Source organism: Spirillospora sp. NPDC046719 (assembly GCF_040645715.1).
GTDB lineage: Bacteria > Actinomycetota > Actinomycetes > Streptosporangiales > Streptosporangiaceae > Spirillospora.
Genome location: NZ_JBEYYT010000095.1, coordinates 1 through 17964, shown reverse-complemented (window position 1 = coordinate 17964; position 17964 = coordinate 1). Strand labels below are relative to the sequence as shown.

At 65.9% G+C, this 17964-nt stretch carries 23 protein-coding genes and 1 pseudogene; 10 read left to right on the top strand and 14 right to left on the bottom strand.

What is annotated here, in order from left to right:
* Window positions 1–84: 84 nt before the first annotated feature.
* From ABZ914_RS18415 to ABZ914_RS18395, 5 genes are all read right to left on the bottom strand, one after another.
* Complete coding sequence (locus ABZ914_RS18415; RefSeq protein WP_067635957.1) at window positions 85–264, bottom strand: helix-turn-helix domain-containing protein; 180 nt, start codon at window positions 262–264, stop codon at window positions 85–87.
* Window positions 265–421: 157 nt separating this feature from the next.
* Window positions 422–2158 (bottom strand): FtsK/SpoIIIE domain-containing protein, encoded by a 1737-nt coding sequence (locus ABZ914_RS18410; RefSeq protein WP_500194231.1) that lies wholly within the window; start codon window positions 2156–2158, stop codon window positions 422–424.
* Between the two features lie 62 nt (window positions 2159–2220).
* On the bottom strand, window positions 2221–2562 hold the full coding sequence (locus ABZ914_RS18405) for a hypothetical protein (protein ID WP_500194230.1): 342 nt from the start codon (window positions 2560–2562) through the stop codon (window positions 2221–2223).
* Between the two features lie 28 nt (window positions 2563–2590).
* Window positions 2591–2779, bottom strand: a complete 189-nt coding sequence (locus ABZ914_RS18400; RefSeq protein ID WP_131943068.1) for a hypothetical protein — start codon at window positions 2777–2779, stop codon at window positions 2591–2593.
* A 159-nt stretch (window positions 2780–2938) separates the two neighbouring features.
* Window positions 2939–3163 carry a hypothetical protein gene (locus ABZ914_RS18395; protein WP_500194228.1) on the bottom strand — a complete coding sequence of 75 codons (225 nt, stop codon included), beginning with the start codon at window positions 3161–3163 and terminating at the stop codon, window positions 2939–2941.
* Between the two features lie 178 nt (window positions 3164–3341).
* Between ABZ914_RS18395 and ABZ914_RS18390 the strand changes: the two genes are divergently transcribed.
* The 4 genes from ABZ914_RS18390 to ABZ914_RS18375 are packed head-to-tail and all read left to right on the top strand — an operon-like array spanning window position 3342 to window position 6372.
* A complete protein-coding gene (locus ABZ914_RS18390; RefSeq protein WP_500194226.1) occupies window positions 3342–4085 on the top strand; it encodes a helix-turn-helix domain-containing protein in 744 nt (247 codons plus the stop codon).
* Window position 4086: 1 nt separating this feature from the next.
* Window positions 4087–4563 (top strand): NUDIX hydrolase, encoded by a 477-nt coding sequence (locus ABZ914_RS18385; protein ID WP_500194224.1) that lies wholly within the window; start codon window positions 4087–4089, stop codon window positions 4561–4563.
* A gap of 54 nt (window positions 4564–4617) precedes the next feature.
* Window positions 4618–5472, top strand: a complete 855-nt coding sequence (locus ABZ914_RS18380) for a toll/interleukin-1 receptor domain-containing protein (protein WP_500194220.1) — start codon at window positions 4618–4620, stop codon at window positions 5470–5472.
* A 33-nt stretch (window positions 5473–5505) separates the two neighbouring features.
* Window positions 5506–6372: a toll/interleukin-1 receptor domain-containing protein gene (locus ABZ914_RS18375; protein ID WP_500194218.1), complete on the top strand. Its 867-nt coding sequence runs from the start codon at window positions 5506–5508 to the stop codon at window positions 6370–6372.
* Window positions 6373–6389: 17 nt separating this feature from the next.
* Here the strand turns inward: ABZ914_RS18375 and ABZ914_RS18370 are convergent, their stop codons facing one another.
* The 4 genes from ABZ914_RS18370 to ABZ914_RS18355 form a co-directional block, all read right to left on the bottom strand.
* A complete protein-coding gene (locus ABZ914_RS18370; protein WP_500194215.1) occupies window positions 6390–6962 on the bottom strand; it encodes a toll/interleukin-1 receptor domain-containing protein in 573 nt (190 codons plus the stop codon).
* Window positions 6963–7115: 153 nt separating this feature from the next.
* Complete coding sequence (locus ABZ914_RS18365) at window positions 7116–7673, bottom strand: HD domain-containing protein (protein WP_500194213.1); 558 nt, start codon at window positions 7671–7673, stop codon at window positions 7116–7118.
* Between the two features lie 49 nt (window positions 7674–7722).
* Window positions 7723–8178, bottom strand: a complete 456-nt coding sequence (locus tag ABZ914_RS18360; protein WP_500194211.1) for a GntR family transcriptional regulator — start codon at window positions 8176–8178, stop codon at window positions 7723–7725.
* A gap of 445 nt (window positions 8179–8623) precedes the next feature.
* Window positions 8624–8902 carry a hypothetical protein gene (locus ABZ914_RS18355; RefSeq protein ID WP_500194209.1) on the bottom strand — a complete coding sequence of 93 codons (279 nt, stop codon included), beginning with the start codon at window positions 8900–8902 and terminating at the stop codon, window positions 8624–8626.
* A gap of 212 nt (window positions 8903–9114) precedes the next feature.
* On the opposite strand from ABZ914_RS18355, the gene ABZ914_RS18350 reads away from it, so the two are divergent.
* Window positions 9115–9804: a DUF5919 domain-containing protein gene (locus ABZ914_RS18350; protein ID WP_500194207.1), complete on the top strand. Its 690-nt coding sequence runs from the start codon at window positions 9115–9117 to the stop codon at window positions 9802–9804.
* A gap of 309 nt (window positions 9805–10113) precedes the next feature.
* On the opposite strand, the gene ABZ914_RS18345 is transcribed toward ABZ914_RS18350, so the two are convergent.
* The 3 genes from ABZ914_RS18345 to ABZ914_RS18335 form a co-directional block, all read right to left on the bottom strand.
* Window positions 10114–10704 (bottom strand): hypothetical protein, encoded by a 591-nt coding sequence (locus ABZ914_RS18345; RefSeq protein ID WP_500194206.1) that lies wholly within the window; start codon window positions 10702–10704, stop codon window positions 10114–10116.
* Between the two features lie 865 nt (window positions 10705–11569).
* Complete coding sequence (locus ABZ914_RS18340; RefSeq protein WP_500194203.1) at window positions 11570–12169, bottom strand: DUF2637 domain-containing protein; 600 nt, start codon at window positions 12167–12169, stop codon at window positions 11570–11572.
* The gene (locus ABZ914_RS18335; protein ID WP_285918725.1) at window positions 12162–12383 is read right to left on the bottom strand and encodes a hypothetical protein; all 222 of its coding nucleotides are present in this window, start codon (window positions 12381–12383) and stop codon (window positions 12162–12164) included. The genes ABZ914_RS18340 and ABZ914_RS18335 overlap by 8 nt, the downstream gene beginning before the upstream one ends.
* 235 nt (window positions 12384–12618) lie before the next feature.
* Between ABZ914_RS18335 and ABZ914_RS18330 the strand changes: the two genes are divergently transcribed.
* The 5 genes from ABZ914_RS18330 to ABZ914_RS18310 all read left to right on the top strand — a co-directional run bounded on the left by ABZ914_RS18330 (window position 12619) and on the right by ABZ914_RS18310 (window position 16526).
* Entirely contained in the window at window positions 12619–13128 is a 510-nt protein-coding gene (locus ABZ914_RS18330) for a hypothetical protein (protein ID WP_500194201.1), read from the top strand.
* An 8-nt stretch (window positions 13129–13136) separates the two neighbouring features.
* A complete protein-coding gene (locus ABZ914_RS18325) occupies window positions 13137–14171 on the top strand; it encodes a peptidoglycan-binding protein (protein WP_500194199.1) in 1035 nt (344 codons plus the stop codon).
* A complete protein-coding gene (locus ABZ914_RS18320; protein WP_190857424.1) occupies window positions 14168–14878 on the top strand; it encodes an ABC transporter ATP-binding protein in 711 nt (236 codons plus the stop codon). Before ABZ914_RS18325 ends, ABZ914_RS18320 begins: the two co-directional genes overlap by 4 nt.
* The gene (locus ABZ914_RS18315; protein WP_500194197.1) at window positions 14875–16065 is read left to right on the top strand and encodes an ABC transporter permease; all 1191 of its coding nucleotides are present in this window, start codon (window positions 14875–14877) and stop codon (window positions 16063–16065) included. Before ABZ914_RS18320 ends, ABZ914_RS18315 begins: the two co-directional genes overlap by 4 nt.
* A gap of 98 nt (window positions 16066–16163) precedes the next feature.
* Window positions 16164–16526: a hypothetical protein gene (locus ABZ914_RS18310; RefSeq protein ID WP_190857421.1), complete on the top strand. Its 363-nt coding sequence runs from the start codon at window positions 16164–16166 to the stop codon at window positions 16524–16526.
* A 57-nt stretch (window positions 16527–16583) separates the two neighbouring features.
* On the opposite strand, the gene efeU is transcribed toward ABZ914_RS18310, so the two are convergent.
* Window positions 16584–17453 carry an iron uptake transporter permease EfeU gene (gene efeU, locus ABZ914_RS18305; protein WP_500194194.1) on the bottom strand — a complete coding sequence of 290 codons (870 nt, stop codon included), beginning with the start codon at window positions 17451–17453 and terminating at the stop codon, window positions 16584–16586.
* Window positions 17454–17697: 244 nt separating this feature from the next.
* Window positions 17698–17964, bottom strand: a pseudogene (locus tag ABZ914_RS18300) (ribonuclease D); the annotation flags it as partial.

The following is a 17964-nucleotide window of genomic DNA, read 5'->3' as shown; positions in this document are numbered from 1 at the left end:
CCGACCATAACTCAAGACGTCCCTAGACGTCCCTCTGTGGGGGGTCCGTTCGCGGTCATACGCGGACGGACCTCCCGGCGGTTGTCAGCGGTTGGCCTCTTCGAGGGAGGTGACGAACTCGGCGATGTGCCGGTCAGTGATGCGACGCAGCTTGCCGATCTTGATGCTGTGGAGTTGGCCGGTGCGGATCAGGAAGTAGACCTTGTCTCGGCCGATGTTGAGGATCTCGGCCACTTGCTCGACGGTGTACGCCTGCACGGTCACCACCTCCTCTCGCCCGAGGCGGACTGCCAGGGGCGTGCGTGATGTGGGTCGGCGATCATCTCCTTGGTTGCGGACGGTGCTCGTCTCCGTCTCGTCTCACGGACGTCTCAGGGCTCCTTTCGTGCAGGCGCGCGCGTGAGACGAGACGTTGAGACGATCACGGAGTGTGGTCGGACGCCTTGTAGCGGCCTCGTCCGACCTGGACGGCGCGGCCGGTCTTCACCAGCTCGTTGAGGCGCCGGTAGAGGGTGGGCCGGCTCATCTCGGTGATCATGAGTAGGTGAGCGATCGGAAGCCCTTCGTCCGGCGCGCCCTCTAGAACCTCTCTCAGGACGCTCTCGGCGCGGTCTTCCCTGGACTGCCTTAGCGGGACGGAAGCCGCTGAGACGGGCCGTAGAAGCGGCGTAGCGGCCTCGTCCAGCGCGCGCCGCGAGACCTCGTCCAGGACGGGGCGCAGGGCCTCGTGTCGCTGTGCGGTCTCGCTGATGGCGTTGTCGGTGAGCAGGTAGGCGCGGCCTCGTCGGGGCGTGTCGTGTTCGGGTGCGGATAGAAGGAACTTGCCGGGGGCGTTGAGGGTGTGGGCGTGCCATCCGGCGTTGAGCATCCCTTGCCCAAGGATGAGGTCGACGTCTTTGCGCTCGCGGACGCGGAAGCTCACCCGGACGTCCATTTGCGAGCGGACGGCGCCTTTGCCCATGGCCTTCTGGGTCGGGCGCTGCGTGGCCGCGATGAGCGTCACGGCGACCGCACGCCCACGGCGCGCGATCGAGTCCGTGTCGCTTGCCGCGTCGGGTGCGTCGTCGGCGAGTTCGGCGTACTCGTCCACGACGATGACGAGCGCGGGCAACTCGGGCGTCGGATCCCATACGCGCCGTCCGTTCGCGGCGAGCCACTCGGCGCGCGCCTCAAGAATCGTCACGGCATCACGCAGCATGGCGCGCGCTTGCTCGGGCGTGGTGGCGAGCCGATCGATACAGGACGCCCACGGCTGCAACTCCATGCCGCGCTTGAGGTCGATGGCCCAGATGACCACGTCGCGGCACGCGCTGAGATTGCCCATCAGCACGTTGATGCCGCCGCTCTTTCCCGAGCCGGCCACGCCTCCGATGAGTCCGTGACGTCGCAGCAGCAGAACGCGCGCGCTGGTGGCGTCCTCAAACGGCCCGAGGTCGATCGGCTCGGTAATGGATACGACGGACGGCCCAGGCCAGGGAATCGCGTCGGCGTGCGGGTCGGTGTTGAGCACCCGGAGTTCGAACCGGTTGGCCTTGTCGTCGCGCGTGGGAAAGACGCGCACCGCACCGCGGAACGTCCCGAGCGCCGATTCGATCGCGGGCACTTTCGCCGTGACGTCCTGGATGGTCTGGCCACGCGCAAGGGCGAACCGCGCGCGCCATCCCCACACGTCCACCACGGCGGACTGCGCTCGGGAGCCAGCGAGCCCGATCGACTGCGCGATTTCAGGCCATGCGGCAATCTGCCGGTCAACGCGTACCTTGGCGCGCCGTCGCCGATGCACCCACCACGGCACGGCGAGCACGACCCCACCCACAGCGAGCACCTGGGGGAGCGGCGAGAACGCGATACCGAGCGCGGTCACCGCAGCAAGCCACCCACCGGCACCCACGACCACGGCCGCGCCGTAGAGCCGTTCCATGCGCAGGGCGAGCCCGAACCGGTCCCCGAACATCGCCACCACCCACGCGGCCACCGTCGCGACGCTGAGCAGGTACGTCCACCAGTGCGGACGAGCGATGTGCAGGACGAGGCCGGAGAGGACGAGTGCGGTCACCAGGTAGAGGGGCGCGAGTTCGGACCGGTACCGCCACAGCGCCCGAGCCACCAGCACAGCAGCGACGTCCGGAAAATGGTCGTCACGATCGATGATGACCATCGGCTGAAGCCCATTGCGGCGCATCTTCTGCGCATGCCGCCGCATCTGCCGTGACCGGCTCATTAACGCCCCCACCCGTCCGGCGGAAGGTGCCCCTGCGCGCGCAGCTCATCGCGCAAGTAGTACAGCGGATCAGGATCGGCGTCGTGCGCGGCCTTGAGGGTGGCGCGCCCTGCCGCTGCCAGGTTCGCGCGGTCACGGCGCACCTTCACAAGTTCGGCCGTGAGCCGGGACAGTTCGGAGACGAGGGCGGGGGAGTCGGCGAGTGCGGAGTTGAGGCGAAGCCACAGATCGGCGATGTACGGCATGGCCTCCGACAGAGCGGAGACGATTTCACGGGCGGCGAGGTTGCGGGCACGGACCCCCTGAAGGTCGATTTTGACGTGCTGAGGGATGTCGGGCACTGGGGCATCACTCCCTTCAAGCGGGACGTCAGTTCTGAGAGAGGGACTGGACGAGCACGGTCACCAGCCGGCGGATCTCCGGCGCCGCGCTGGTCGCGGCGAGGAAGAACCCGAACAGCAGGCACACCGCGACGTGCCACGCGCGCAGGCCCATGTAGCGCCACGCGAGCCACACCACCGCGCCGAGGATGGCGACCAGCGGAATCGAGACGTTCACGCGCTCACCCCTCCGGCCACACGTCGGGGTGCCGGGAGCCGCGCCCGCGCCGCAGCCAACGGGCGCGAGCGCGGCACTTGCGGCACCTGCGGTTGCCGGGGTCGACCCGCGCGCCGCACGGGCAGCGGTGACCGGTGATGAGGCGCGGCATCCGCACGCTCATCGACCCGCCGGGACCCGCGTCGGAGCCTCGTCACACGAGCGCGTGGTGAGCAGCCGCCGCGACACCGCGCCGGCGCGCGACGAGTCGGTACGGGACGGGTGGGAGCGGCTCCGCATCACCCGACGCTCCTCGGCGTGGATGCCGATGACGAGCATGGCGAAGATGCCGCAGGTTGAACCGGCGAGGAACACGGCGATGATCGATGCCAGAACGAGGATCATGTGCGATCACTCCTCTCGTACGGCCCGTGTCCGGCGGGGACGGCTCGGGCGTTCAGCGGGCTACGAGAAAGAGAGTGCGCGTGACCAGCGGGACGAGATCACTACATGACTGGACGTGTTCATGACGTCCTCATAGGGTTGACCGCGTCCCAGGACGTCCCGCGATCCGGACGGGTGCATGCCGAACGAACGCCTACGCGCCACACTGCTAGAGCAGGGCCTGACCATCGCCACGCTCGCCGAGTCGATCGGCGTCGACCAAAAGACCGTGGAACGGTGGATCACCAAGGACCGCACCCCCTACCGGCGGCACCGCTACGCAGTGGCTTCACGCCTGGGCGTTGACGAGACGTTCCTGTGGCCCGACGCGCTCACCAACGAGCAAGTCACCGCGGCCTCCAGCAGCGAACTGGTCACCATCTACCCGCGCCGCACCATGGTCCCCAGGGACGCATGGGGACGTCTGTTCGCCACAGCCAAAGAAGACATCGGCGTCCTGGTCTACTCCGGCCTCTTCCTCTCCGAAGACTCCGGCATCCAACGCACCTTCGCCGAGAAAGCCAAAGCAGGCGTCCGCGTCCGCATCCTCCTCGGCGACCCCGACAGCCCCCAGGTAGCCGAACGCGGCGCAGACGAGGGCGTAGGCAACGCCCAAGCCGCCAAAATCCGCAACGCCCTCGTCCTCTACAAGAACCTGCGCAATCAAGACGGCGTCGAGTTCCGCTACCACAACACGGTGCTCTACAACTCCATCTACCGCGCTGACGACCAGCTCTTGGTCAACACCCACGTCTACGGCATCACAGCCGCACTCGCCCCCGTCTGGCACCTACGCCGCATAGCCGGCGGAGACCTGGTGAACACCTACCTCGACAGCTTCGAACGCGTCTGGGAAAACGCCACACCCATCCCGGGAGACTGACATGGGCCGCAGGATCGACTACTACGACGACCCCAACGCACCCAAAGCCAACAGCCTCGTCCCGGCCGTCAACGTCGTCGTAGAGAACGACAAAGGCGAGATCCTCATGATCCGCCGATCCGACAACGACAACTGGGCCCTCCCAGGCGGTGCCATCGACCTAGGCGAATCCGTCACCCAAGCCGCCATCCGCGAAACCAAAGAAGAAACCGGAATCGACGTGGAGATCACGGGCCTAGTAGGCATCTACAGTGACCCCAAACACGTCATCCACTACACCAGCAACAACGAAGTACGCCAAGAATTTTCAATCCTCTTGATTGGTCGGTTCCTTGGAGGCCGATCGGAACCCAGCGAGGAGTCATCTGCTGTGCGGTGGTTCGATTCCTCGCACATCGCGACTCTTGCTATGGACCGATCAATGAAGCTCCGTATTAGCCACTATCTGGAAGAGGGTCATAAACCTGTCGTGATCTAACCTAGATTTACCGCTGCCGCTCAACGTCGCCCGAACGATCGAGAAGGAGCACCTATGCCAATATTTATGAGCTACTCTCACAGTGATAGCGATTTTGTCGACAAATTAGCCATGCAATTGGTTCAAAGTAGAGTATATGTTTGGCTTGATCGGTGGGAGCTTCAAGTGGGTGACTCGCTGCTTGCGCGAATTGAAAGTGCAATAACTGCCGCAAGTGCGCTCCTTGTAATCCTTTCAAAAACGTCGGTCAACTCACCTTGGTGCAAGTTGGAGATCAATGCCGGTCTAATGCGTGAGCTAAGTGAGAAAAAGGTTGTGGTACTTCCAGTAGTGATCGACGACTGCGATATTCCGATTCTGCTTCGCGAAAAACGGTATGCCGATTTTCGAAGCGACTTTGATGCTGGTTTTAGAACAATAATGGAGTCGATTGCTGGCGTCACGAACGCAGCTATGAGTCGAACAGAGGAGGTCTCATACAATACCGACTGGTCTCTTGATTGGGGGGAGATAGAGGACAAACTTTGGCTGCGGATTACCTTCGTCCAACAAGCTGCTGAAGCGCCGTACACGGTCCTGGCAACTATCGTCATTATCGGAGACGATATTGCTTCTAGGGGATACCGTGAGCTTGTTCAAAATGAGAGCGAGGAGCAGGCGCAAATTTACGTTCTTGATTTCGTTTCGCGACAGTTGGACCACGCAGAAGATCCGCGCATACTGCTAAGTGATCAGTTTGAGCAGGGCAAGAGATATTCATTCATTGACGATCAAGCCGGTTATTATGTTGAAACTTACGCCAGACGTCTGGGGGTAGATACCGGTCGCGATGTAATCGTTGGGATAGAGGAACAGTTAAAAAAGGCTGTAGATCATATGAAGAACGTTGTACGCAGGCCCAACCGGTGACACGGTTACGCCCTGAGCCCGATCAAGGCTCTCGTGTTTTTCGGAGGGATTTTGCCTAAGCACGACCTATTTATCTCTCATGCATCGGAGGACAAAGATGATTTTGTTCGTCCGCTCGCCAATTCCTTGGAAATGCTGGAGTTGGATGTTTGGTATGACGAATTTAGCATTTCTTTTGGCGACAGCATATCAGCATCTATAGATGCTGGCTTGAGAGACTCCAGTTACGGAGTGCTTGTGCTAAGTCCGAACTTCCTCTCGAAGCCATGGCCGGAATATGAATATCGTAGTCTGCTTGCACTAGAGGCCGGCAAACGGCAGAGGATAATACCAATATGGCATAATATTACACGGGACGAAGTTCTGAGTTTTAGCCCCCATCTTGCAGATAAGGTTGCGATCCTTTCCGCAGATAAGGAGCCGCTTGCTGTCGCACTCGAGGTAATGCGAATTGCTGCGCCGGAGAAGTTCACCGAACTGGTGCGAAGACATGCCGCTAGACAGGCATCAAAAGACCTTCCTTACATGGAACTGAGTAAGATGAGGAAATGGCCCTTCTTGTGGGGGCCACTCAAAGAGTCAGAGCTCAGAAGACTCAGGCTTGTGCGGGAGCTTCTTTCGGACGTTTTCCCGCAGTCCTGGGATGATATGGTCAACGACTTCCGCCGAGATAGGCCAAGTGGTCGAGAGAAGGAGATTCAGATTTGGGAGCGCCTGGCAGGAACCTACGCGGTTTTTGCCAAGAAGTATTCATTGAATGAAGAGCAAATGCATTTGCTCTTCGCAGAGCTTGTAGCAGTGAGCCTGGCGATTCCAGAATCTCTTAATTCAGAAAGCCCGGAATGGCTCTCTGCGGCTATTGAAGACTACCGCGGAAGCCTGCCAGATGGTGATGAGTGAGCTCCATGCATTGCTGATTAGCCAGCCTGCAAGGTCGTTGCTATCTTTTCGATTAGCTCATCGCGACGGGCTGGCGTGACATTCCTGAAGTCGGCGTAATAGCGACTAGCGGCGAAGATGGGTAGATCGACATCCTTAATTATAACCGGAATGAAGCGTCTGCCGTCTTCAATCGCTCGCTGCATAAGCGTGGCATACTCCTGAGTTACCCAACCGCTGTTCAATGAGGCGGGACTGAACACGAGAATTCCATGAGAGGAGTCTCTAATAGCCTTTTCCGTTGCGTGCACGAGCGTATCGCCCACGTTCATGAAAATTTCATCGCGTGCAATTTTCAATCCAGTCTTCTCGAGATCTCCACAAAAGTCGGCAACCCAATTGGCGTCGGCGTGCGAGTAAGAAATAAAGGCATCGTAGCTTCCTGTCATTTCCGGCTCGCCTTCTGGGGTGCTTTCAGGTGGTGAACTTGAGGAACGCGTACGGCCAATCTCGGGCCTACGCTGTGGTCGGACTGCTACCCAGCCGAAATAGGCAGCAACTACACCAGCGACAGTACCGACTGCGGTGAAAATCAGCCCTGCTAGATCCACAGTAGGCTAGGGTAGCGGTTGGGCGGCTGTTTGTGGTCCGTCTAGGCATCTCTCCTGCATTGAATCGTGTGTCGTGCCGCTAACGTCCCTGGAGGGCGACAGGAGCAGGCAGGCAGGCGGGTGGAGAGCTAGCCTCTCTAGAGGCTTGACCGGTCAGGTTCCAAGTCCGAGGTCTTCCCGGATCTTGTGCACGGCACAGATCAGTTGAGGGGAGGCTATCGAGATAGCGCGGCTGACTAGGTGGCCGTGGCCATATCGCGCGCTAATCTCCGAGAGTCGCTCTTCAACTCGGAGCGCGTTTCCGTCAGGGCTTGTAGTCATGTCGCAGTAGATCAGAGCCTCGTTTAGCGTTGGCACCGTGGTGCCGAACTCGCTCATCAGGGCCTCGTCGAGACCTCGTTCGCGGGCTTCTATCAGCGCACAAGAGTGGTGGGCTATCAAGCGGCATAGGTGGTCGCCAGCGTGATGGGCGTCGCGGAGGTAGCGGGCACCGTCTAGGGGGTGGAAGCCTGTGTCGACGAGGTCGGGGGCGTAGCCGATGTCGTGGAGCCATGCGGCGGCCTCTAGGAGGTCGGCTTTGTCGCCGAGGATGGAGGCGAGCGAACGGGCTAGCCGGGCTACGCCCTGCGTGTGTGCCCAGCGGCGGGGGAGTGTGGTCTCAAGGTGCTTGCGCGCGAGTTCGCTGGCCCATGCGGCGGTGTTCTTCTTCATGGGCTCGACGCTACGGGGACCGGTGTGGACGTCCACGGGCACGCGCGGATCATCTAGGGACGTCTTGGCCGACGTAGCGTCCCTTGCCGTGGACACACGTCACGAGGCCGGCTTCCTCTAGAGCCGCGAGAGCGTGGCGGGCCGTATGGCGGGATACGCCGTAGCGCTTGGCGAGTCGGGCTTCGCTCGGTAGTAGATCGCCTGGACGGTAGTGACCGCTCAGGATGTGGCGTTGTAGATCTGCGGCGATGGTTTCGTACCTGGTGTGCATGGCTGGCTTGGCGGTAGGGACGAATCGGCCTACGCCGGGGCGTGCGGTGATGAGGCCCTCGGCTTCAAGGGTGGACAGTGCCCGCCGCACGGTGTTGCGGGCGACGTCGAACTCGGCGCAGAGGGCGGCCTCGCCCGGAAGCTGGTCCCCTGAGCCGTAGGTACCGTTTGTGATGCGTTGGCGTAGGGCTTTAGCGATGCGGGCGTAGGCGCCCGGTGCCGTGCGGCGGGCCATGTCTGGGGTCACTCGTCCCTGTAGCGGGTCGTCGCCAGAGCGACCCAGGGTGTGAGGAGGACGGTCACCTTGTCAGCGGCAAGGCGGGGGCGTGTGCAGCGTGCCAGCCAGATACCCGTGCTGGACTGGTACCAGCAAGCGCCGTTGCCCCAGACCACGGAGACGGTTTCGCCGATCGTCGGGGCGTTGTCGGCGTACACGCGCAACATCGGGTGCGGGTCGTCGATGCGAAGTTCGGTCGTCCAGTCGTACCGGCGTAGGCGGCGGGCGAGCCGGGTTAGGTGCCAGCGGCCTCGTGACAGTCCGGCGTGGGTGGGCAGAGGAAGCGCGGCCGGTGCGTCCAGGGGAACACTCACCGACCGCGCCGCCTCCACCTCCCCCCACGGAACCGCGCTCCCCTTCGCGGTCCCAGTCCATGGTGAGCGCGGCGTTCGGAAGCGTCCGATCACCAGTTCACCGCGCGCTTGATCTCGGCCCGTGCGGCCTCGTTGACGAGTGCCTTGCGCAAGGCGGCGGGCGAGGACTGGATCACCGTGGGGTCGACTCCGGCGGCCGGGTCGTGCAGACTCGCGACCCAATCCCCGAGACTCCCGTCGCTGCGTACGCCCCGCCAGATCCTGTGACCGGTGAAGTCCCTCCGCAGGTTTGCGAGTTCGTCATCAGCCGAGTCCGAGTCGACGGCGGTGTGCGTGGGGGCGGCCGGGTAGGGCCGATCGGTGCGCATGGTGGCTCCCTGGCGTGCGTGAGGTCGTCGTGGGCGAACGTGGCGTTCGCGGTGTCTTTGAGCCTCACGTCTGGTCCGGGACCTCTCTATCGGCATCTAGGGACGTCTTGGGACGTCTTCTGTTAGCGTCGTTGAGTGCGTCGTCCTCGCTTGCGTCCCCGGGAGGTCTGGTGAACGACTTGTTGCGGCGTGCCCTTGCTGACGCTCACCTCGTGGAATCCGACGTTGCAGCACGGGTGGGCGTGGATCCCAAGACCGTTCATCGGTGGCTCGCCGGCCGGGTGCCCTACGCGCGGCACCGTGACCGCATCGCCGCATTGGTCGGACGAGACGAGGCGGACCTATGGCCTCAACTCGCTGCGTCTACCGTCCGGACCGATCCGCCGGTGATCGAGGTCTTGGCGACGTACCCACATCGATGGGCGGTCCCTCGCCCGGTGTGGCAACAGCTCTTCCAGAACGCGCGAGACGAGATCGGAATCCTCGCGTACGCGGGACTCTTTCTCGCCGAGGACATGGGCATCCTGCGAGCGCTCGCGGAGCGAGCGTGCAGCGGCGCCAACGTGCGGATCCTGCTCGGTGATCCGGACGGAACATGCGTTGCCGCGCGTGGGAGTGACGAGGGCGTTGGCGAGTCGATGGCCGCGAAGGTCCGCAACGCCCTCGTCCACTATCGAGCTCTGCGGGATGCGGACGGCGTCGAGATCCGCCTCCATGACACCGTGCTCTACAACTCGATTTACCGAGCCGATGACGATCTCCTGATCAACCCGCACGCCTACGGCATCGCCGCATCCCACGCTCCCGTTCTGCATGTGCGGAGGGCAGAAGAAGGCGACATGGCGAGCACGTATCTGGAGAGCTTCGAGCGGGTCTGGTCTGGGGCTACTCCGATGAACTAACTAGGGGTGTTCTAGCGCTCGGCAGTCTGTGCAGAGTCTTCGTACATCATCAAGGTGGTCCGAGAACCGGGTCGCACGCGGCGCCGATTCGGCGCCTGGCTCTGAGGCGGTGCTTGGACGGTGGCGACAGGACAAGGCCGGTGCCGGTCGGTAGGCGCGAAAGCATCAGGCACCGCCAGGTCGCTCGGAGAGGGGGCTAGTCACATGGCGCCGCGCATTCCGACCAAGCGCTGCAGGCGACGGGTTCCCGACGTACGCGGGGCCCGGACAGGGCCCCGCCCCACCGCAAATCCAGAACCATCTAGCTATTCAGTGCTCCGCACCAACGTTAGGTTGATCTTCAGTCGAATTTGATTCACTTCCTCTCGCGCCCTGCCACACATCGAGATTGCGAATATGTCGTATCAATATTTGCGCATATTCTGACTCGTGTTCTTCGAGGTAGGCTGCCGCCGCATCCCGATCCTCGGTATTGAAATGTGCGAGCTCATATACCGCATCATCGGTGGCTTCGTAGTAGCCTTGTTGTTCAAGAGCTCGAATTATGGCTCCCATCCACTCGCCATCATTCGTTGGCTTGCTTTCTAGAGACTCAATATAGTCTGAGACGGATTCGATCATTGGAATTTTGGCTTGCTCGACATATATGGCGGTAGCCAGTATCTCATTTGAGGCGCGTAGTTGGGTGACGGCCTGCATTGCCAACACGGAACACACAACGAGCGCGATGCAGATGAGCCACCAGCGTCCGCGAATAGGTGCAACGATGGCCAGTCCAAGCAAGGGAGGGATTATTCCCATCCTGAGCTCATATTCTGCGCGATTTCGATCGTATTCTTGATACTGTGTAGAAGCTTCGCTGTTTGCAATTTGAGGGGCTGCGAAATGCAGAGTGTCCATTAAATGCTCGGCGGGAAAGATGAGGGCGGACGATCCAGACGCTCCTGCACGAACGAGGCTCCTAGTGCAAGAGTCAATCAGCATGGAGCGAACCGGCACGCCCTTGGTCTCGATTGCGTCCCCGAAGACTCGAACTAGCTTTTGCATTCGTTTCTGAAGAGATTCGGGACCTGGAAGGGTTGATCCATATACGAACTTAACGAGACCTCTTATGGCCCGCCCGAGTGTGACAAGTATCGGCCTAGTGAGGCTAATTGCAACAAGCCCAAGCAGATACGTCGCCCCAAGAAAGATCGGAACCCTAAACGATCCTTCCCATTTCGACCACAAAGACCCCATGCCCTGTAGTCTCTCGCTTTGAATGTCCACGGCGCCCCGATGTGGCCAAATTGAAAATATTAACACGCCAGCCCATAAAAGGCCAGTAGTGATAGGAGTGCGAAATTCACGAACCCCTGGAAGAATGGAGCCTAGAATATTCATTGTTGCAAACTCCTTTGATCATTCCACTCGTTGAGTGGAATGATCCTACCGTCAATAGCCGCCTCGGACGGGTTCTTCAGCAAACTTGGCTTTGCCGAGCAAATGGTCAAGGTCGACCGAGCGAGCCAGGGGACCGACCTGGACGACCAACACTGAAGCCGGCGGTCAAGTGGCCTGGAGACAGACCGCGCTAGGGGAAACTGGCAGGCACGCGCCATACATCCACCGGGCAGCCCCACAATCACAGCGCCTCGGTCACATGTTCGATCTACACTTGACCGGCAAAGGAGCTCCCTACCCGTCCTGGGGGGCAAATGGCGCTGGTGGCACGTAGGAGCCCCGGTCGCAGCCCTAGTTGGGGTGTGACCGGGGCTCCTATGGTTCACGCTGGAACGGGGTGCTCCAGGTTGGTGATGATCTGCTTCACCTTGCGGCGGTCGATGCCGTACTTCTCGGCAAGGTAGCGCTGGGAGACCGGGCGGCCAGGGCCCTGCAAGCTCGCCCTGTACTCGTCCAACACCGCCTGTTCCGGCGTCTGCTCCACTTCGGTGCGAGCCTGTTCCGGGGCGGTGCGTTCCTCGTCCCGGACGAGGTCACCGCGTGCAGCGCTGCGAGTGAGGGTCATCAGGAGTTCGAAGCTACCCGCGAGGGCGAGTGCCGGCCATGCGCTGACTACCGCGCCTATGGGGCCGTGGGACGTGCCGTGCGCCACGTTGGCGCCTACTGTCGCCACGATGCCTACGGCGAGGCTCCACTTGGCCAGAGCGGGCGCCGGGTGCTTCCGACGGCTTGCGTCCAGGATCACCATGGACGCGGCCCAGATGAGGCCGTCCACGGTGAAGGGGACGAGGCGGGCCGTGGGGCCGGACTCGCCGTGGGAGTGGACGAGTTCGTAACCGTGCCGGTACGAGATCACGGCTGCCACGGCGGCTACCGCCACCACGGCGAGCGCGGTCGTGATGCGGATGAGGCGGTCAGCCACGGCCAAGCTCCCTCCGCCACTCGATCACGCACGGGTCCTCCTCGCCGTGGGTGATGAGGCGTTCGGCGAGCATCAGGGCCGTGATCGCTGCGTTGCGGTCGAGTGGGCGCGGCCATGTGGTGACGTGCCATCCGCAGTCGGTGCGGGTGCCGGTGGCGATCGCCTCGCCGTCCAGGACGACGGTCATCGTGTCTTCGTTGATCTGTAGGGACATGAGCGCCTCCTCTCAGCCCGGGGGAGCCACGGGAGCCAGAGCGGGGAGCCAATGAGGCTCGACGTGCTCTGACTCGCCGCGACTCCGCCGGACGTTTTTGCTGGTGAGAGGCTCGTCCGGCGACGTCCCGCGACTTGGTCCGATCCCGTCAGAGCGAGTGCGGCTAATGCACGTTTAACGCGGGGGTGGGTTTGGTGGGGGCCGCTGGGCCGGGTGGTCCGGCGGAGAGGGAGGCATGGGGATTCGGGTGATCGTGGTGGCCGGGGCCGTTCTGGCCGGGGCGGTGGCGTGCGGGGGCAGAGGTGACGGCGGGGACGGGGTCGCGAGCGCCGGGGGCGCGGCGGCGAAGGCGTCCGCGTCGCCGAGCCGGTCGCTGAGCCCGGAGGACGCGCAGCTGAAGTTCGCGCAGTGCATGCGGCAGAACGGAGTGGACGTCCCGGACCCGGGGAGCGGGCACGCGGAGACGATGCGGATCGGGAAGGGCGCCGACCGGGAGAAACTGCAGGCCGCGATGAAGAAATGCCAATCGTGGCTGCAGGCGGGCGGGAAGCTGCCCGATCTGAAGGACCCGAAGGTGCGCGACCAGTACGTGAAGTTCGCGCAGTGCATGCGGGAGCACGGGATCGACATGAAGGACCCGGATCCCGACGGGACGATCCGGATCCCGGCGGGGAAGGCCGACCCCGGGACCGTGAACAAGGCGCGGGAGGCGTGCAAGGCCCTCGTGCCGGGGGCGGGGAAGTGAGGCGCGCCGTGGCGGCGGGCGGGGCCGCGGCCGTCGTGGTGGCGGCCGGCGGGGGAGCGCTCGCCTGGACGTCCGGCGACGGGAAGGGCGCGGAACCGCCGGCGGCGCGGCTCGGCACGGCGGCCGTGACCAGGGGCGACCTCGTCGACACCGAGAAGGTGGACGGGAGGCTCACCTACGGCGACGAGCGCGAGGTGTGGGCGGGGACGTCCGGGGTCGTGACGTGGGCGCCGGAGCAGGGCGCGACGGTCCGGAGGGGCGGGACGCTGCTGCGGGTCGCGGGCGATCCGGTCACGCTGATGTACGGGGGCGTGCCGATGTACCGGGTCCTCAAGGAGGGCGACTCGGGCAAGGACGTCCGGGAGCTGGAGGAGAACCTGCGGGCCCTCGGGTACGGCGGGATGACCGTGGACGACGACTTCACCGGCGCGACCGAGGCCGCGGTGGAGGAGTGGCAGGACGACCGGGGCCTCGACCGGACCGGGACGGTCTCGCCGGGGCAGGTGGTGTTCCTCGCGGGCGCCGTGAAGGTGAAGGAGGTGAAGGCGCCGGAGGGGAAGCGGGCCGTGCAGGGGCAGCCGGTGCTGACGGTCGCCGGGACGCGGCGGGTCGTGCACATCGACCTGGACGCCGACAAGCAGGACATGGCGCGGGTGGGGGAGAAGGTGCGGGTCGAGCTGCCCGGCGGGAGGACGGTGGACGGGACGGTCGCGAAGGTCGGGAGCGTCGCCGAGACGACCGGCTCGGGGCAGGACCAGAAGACCACCGTGGGCGTCGACCTGTCGCTGGGCGGCGAGGGGACGGGCCGGCTCGACGAGGCGCCGGTCGGCGTCGAGCTGGAGAGCGAGCGGCGGAAGGACGTGCTGTCGGTGCCGGTGGAGGCGCTGCTGGCGCTCAAGGAGGGCGGCTTCGGGCTGGAGGTCGTGGACGGGGCGCGGCGGCGGCTCGTCCCGGTGCGGACGGGGGCGTTCGGCGGGGGGCGCGTCGAGGTGGAGGGCGACGGCGTCCGCGAGGGCGTCCGGGTGGGGGTGCCGGCCGAATGAGGCTCGGAGACGGCGCGGCCGGCGACGCCATCGTGGAGCTGGCCGGGGTGACGAAGGAGTACGGGAGCGTCGCGGCGCTGCGCGGCGTGGACCTGGTGATCGGGACGGGGGAGCTGGTGGCGATCGTCGGGCCGTCCGGGTCGGGGAAGTCGACGCTGCTGCACATGATCGGGACGCTGGACCGGCCGACGGCGGGCCGGGTGAGGGTCGCGGGCCATGACGTGGCGCGGCTGAGCGACCGGGAGCTGTCGGCGCTGCGGGCGCGGCACATCGGGTTCGTGTTCCAGCAGTTCCATCTCGCGCCGGGCGTCAGCGCCCTCGACAACGTGGCCGACGGGCTGCTCTACAGCGGCGCGGGCCTGAAGGAGCGGCGCAAGCGCGCGCGAGAGGCGCTGGAGCGGGTGGGGCTCGGCGAACGGACCGGACACCGGCCGCACCAGCTGTCGGGCGGCGAGCAGCAGCGGGTCGCGGTGGCGCGCGCGGTGGCGGGCGGTCCGGACCTGCTGCTGGCCGACGAGCCGACCGGCAACCTCGACACGGCGGCCGGGTCCGGGGTGCTGGCGCTGCTGGACGAGCTGAACCGGGCCGGCACCACCGTCGCGATCATCACGCACGACCCGGACGTCGCGGCCCGCGCGCCGCGGCGGGTCCGGGTCCGGGACGGGCTGGTCGTCGAGGACGAGCGGGCGGGGGCGAGGAGCCGATGAGCGGGCTCGTCCCGGCGCGGCTCGGGCCGCGGGACGTCGCGCGGGCCGGGCTCGCGGGGCTGCGGACGCGTCCGGCGCGGGCGGTGCTGTCGGCGCTCGGCATCGCGATTGGGATCGCGACGATGGTCGCGGTCATCGGGATCTCGTCGTCGAGCAAGGAGGACCTGCTGCGGCGGCTGGACCGGCTCGGCACGAACCTGCTGACGGCGAAGCCGGGCAGCACGCTGTTCGGCGACCAGGCGGAGCTGCCGGAGACCGCGCCGGAGATGGTGCGGCGGATCGGCCCGGTCACCGGGGTCGGCGCGACCGGGTCGGTGGACGCGACGGTGCGCCGCACCGACCGCATCCCGGTGGAGGTCACGCAGGGCATCGCGGTGCAGGCGGCCTCGCCGGACCTGCTCGCGACGCTCGGCGCCGGCACCGCGAGCGGCCGGTGGCTGAACGCGGCGACGGAGCGGTATCCCGGCATGGTGCTCGGCTCGGAGGCGGCGCGGCGGCTCGGCGTGGACGCGGCGGGCGGCCGGGTGTTCGCCGGCGGCCGCTGGTTCACCGTGCTGGGCGTGCTGCGGCCCGCGGAGCTGGCGCCGGAGATCGACCGGTCCGCGCTCGTCGGCTGGGACGCGGCGGAACGCTACCTCGGCTTCGACGGGCACCCGACGACGATCTACGAGCGGTCCACCGACGCGTCGGTGGACGGCGTCCGGGACGTCCTGGCCCGCACCGTCAACCCGGAGCACCCCGAGGAGGTCGAGATCGCGCGGCCGTCGGACGCGCTGCGGGCGAAGGCGGAGGCGGCGGGCGCGTTCACGGGGCTGCTGCTCGGGCTCGGCGCGGTGGCGCTGCTGGTCGGCGGCGTCGGCGTCGCGAACACGATGGTGGTGTCGGTGCTGGAGCGCCGCCGCGAGATCGGGCTGCGCCGCTCGCTCGGCGCCACCCGCGGCCAGGTGAGGACGCAGTTCCTCGCCGAGTCGCTGCTGCTGTCGGCGTCCGGCGGGGCGGCGGGCGTGCTGCTGGGCGCCGCGGTGACCGCCGGGTTCGCGGCGGCGAAGGGCTGGCCGCCGGTCCTGCCGGGGTGGGCGCCCGCCGGCGCGCTCGGCGCGACGCTGCTCATCGGCACGGTCGCGGGCCTGTACCCGGCGGTGCGGGCGGCGCGGCTGTCGCCGACGGTCGCGCTGGCCGCGGTGTGACGGGTCTCCGATCCGGATCCGGCTCTGGCCCGGATTCGGCGAACCGGTGCATGATGGGGGCGCCGACGACGTCCTCCCCGGGAGGTGCCCGCACAGCCATGCCCGTGCCACGTCCGCTGCGCGAGCGTTGCCGCGAGTTCCTCGGTACCGACGGCCAGATCCGCTACATCTTCCCCGCGAGGTCCTACGGCGGCGGAGCGGGGTTCATCTTCGTCGTCACCGACGACCAGGTCGCCGTGATCTCCACCGGCCCGCTGGGGCGCAGCACGCCGAAGAGCATCTGGGGCGCCTACCCGCGCGGCACCCGGATCGGCCCGGTGGAGACCGGCGCGGGCGCGTCCTTCGAGTTCGGCGGCGCCGCGTTCGAGGTGGACGACGAGTACGTCCCGGTCGTCAACGCCGCCGACAGCGAGGTCTTCGCCCGCGACACCCTGCCCCGCGACCCGCTGCCGGACCTCTAGCCGGCGCCGGCCCGGCCGGTGCCGACCGGGCCGACGGCCGTCACGGGTTCGGGCCGGTCAGGAGCTCGGGGCGGGCTCGACGGCCTTCTTCGGGGCGGGGGCCGGCCGGCTCGGGCCGGTCTTGCGCAGGAACAGCGCCATCACCGGCACCAGGTACGCCGCCCACATGACCAGCTGCAGCCAGGTGATCTGCGGGGTGACGTTCAGCACGCCCTGCAGGACGGTCTGCAGCCAGTCGCCGGGGGTGCCGAGCTTGTCGAAGAACACGTGCGGTTCGAGCGCGACCGCGTTCAGGCCGGGCAGCACGTCGGCCTCCTGCAAGTCGTGGAAGCCGTAGCCGAACACGCCCGCCGCGACGACGATCAGCGCGCCGCCCGTCCAGGTGAAGAACCGGCCCAGGTTGATCTTGAGGCCGCCGCGGTAGAGCAGGTAGCCGAGCACGATCGCGACGACCAGGCCGAGGGCCGCGCCGATGATCGGCTGGGTGGAGCCGCCGGACGAGCTCTGGATGTTCGTCCAGAGGAACAGCACGGTCTCGATGCCCTCGCGGCCGACCGACAGCAGCGCGACGGCGGCGAGCGCGAACGGCCCGACGTTCAGCGCCCCCTCGAGCTTGCCCTCCAGCTCCGACTTCATGAACCGGGCGGTCTTGCGCATCCAGAAGACCATCCAGGTGACCAGGCACACCGCGACGATCGACAGCACGCCGCCGAACAGCTCCTGGGTCTTGAACTGCATCTCCGAGGACGCCGCGGTGAGCGCGATGCCGAACCCGACGGCGAGCGCGACCGCGATCGCGATGCCCGTCCAGACGGGAACGAGGGCCCGGCGGTTGCCGGTCTTCACCAGATAGGCGATGAGGATGCTGACGACCAGGGCGGCCTCCAGCCCCTCCCGCATTCCGATGAGGAAGTTGCCCAGGAGCATCGCTGACCTCCTCCAGAGACACGAGTGGTTTAGGCAAAGCTAACCTAAGCCAGTGTGTGCCTCAGCGGCGCCCCCCGCAAGACCCGATCGCGTCACCTCACCCGACGAGACGCGCCTCACATGCGGACGAGGGCGCCGCCCGCGCGGTGGACCCGGCCCCGACCCGCCCGGATCACGGCGCGGTGAACCCGGCCGCGATCCGCCCGGATCACGGCGCGGTGGACCCGGCCGCGATCCGCCCGGATCACGGCGCGGGGAAGTCGAGCCGGAGGAACGCGCGCGCGATCGGCTGCGCCGTCAGCTCGACCTGCCAGCGGCGCGCGCCCAGCCCGCGCAGCGCGGCGCCGATCGCCGACGCCGACGGCTCCTCCGGCGGCGTCCACGCGAGCCGCCGGACGAAGTCGGGCTGGATCAGGTTCTCCGACGGCATCGAGTGCTCGTCGGCGAGCGCGGCGACGACGGCGCGGGCGGCGGTCAGCCGCTTGGCGGCCTCGGGGTCGCGGTCGGCCCA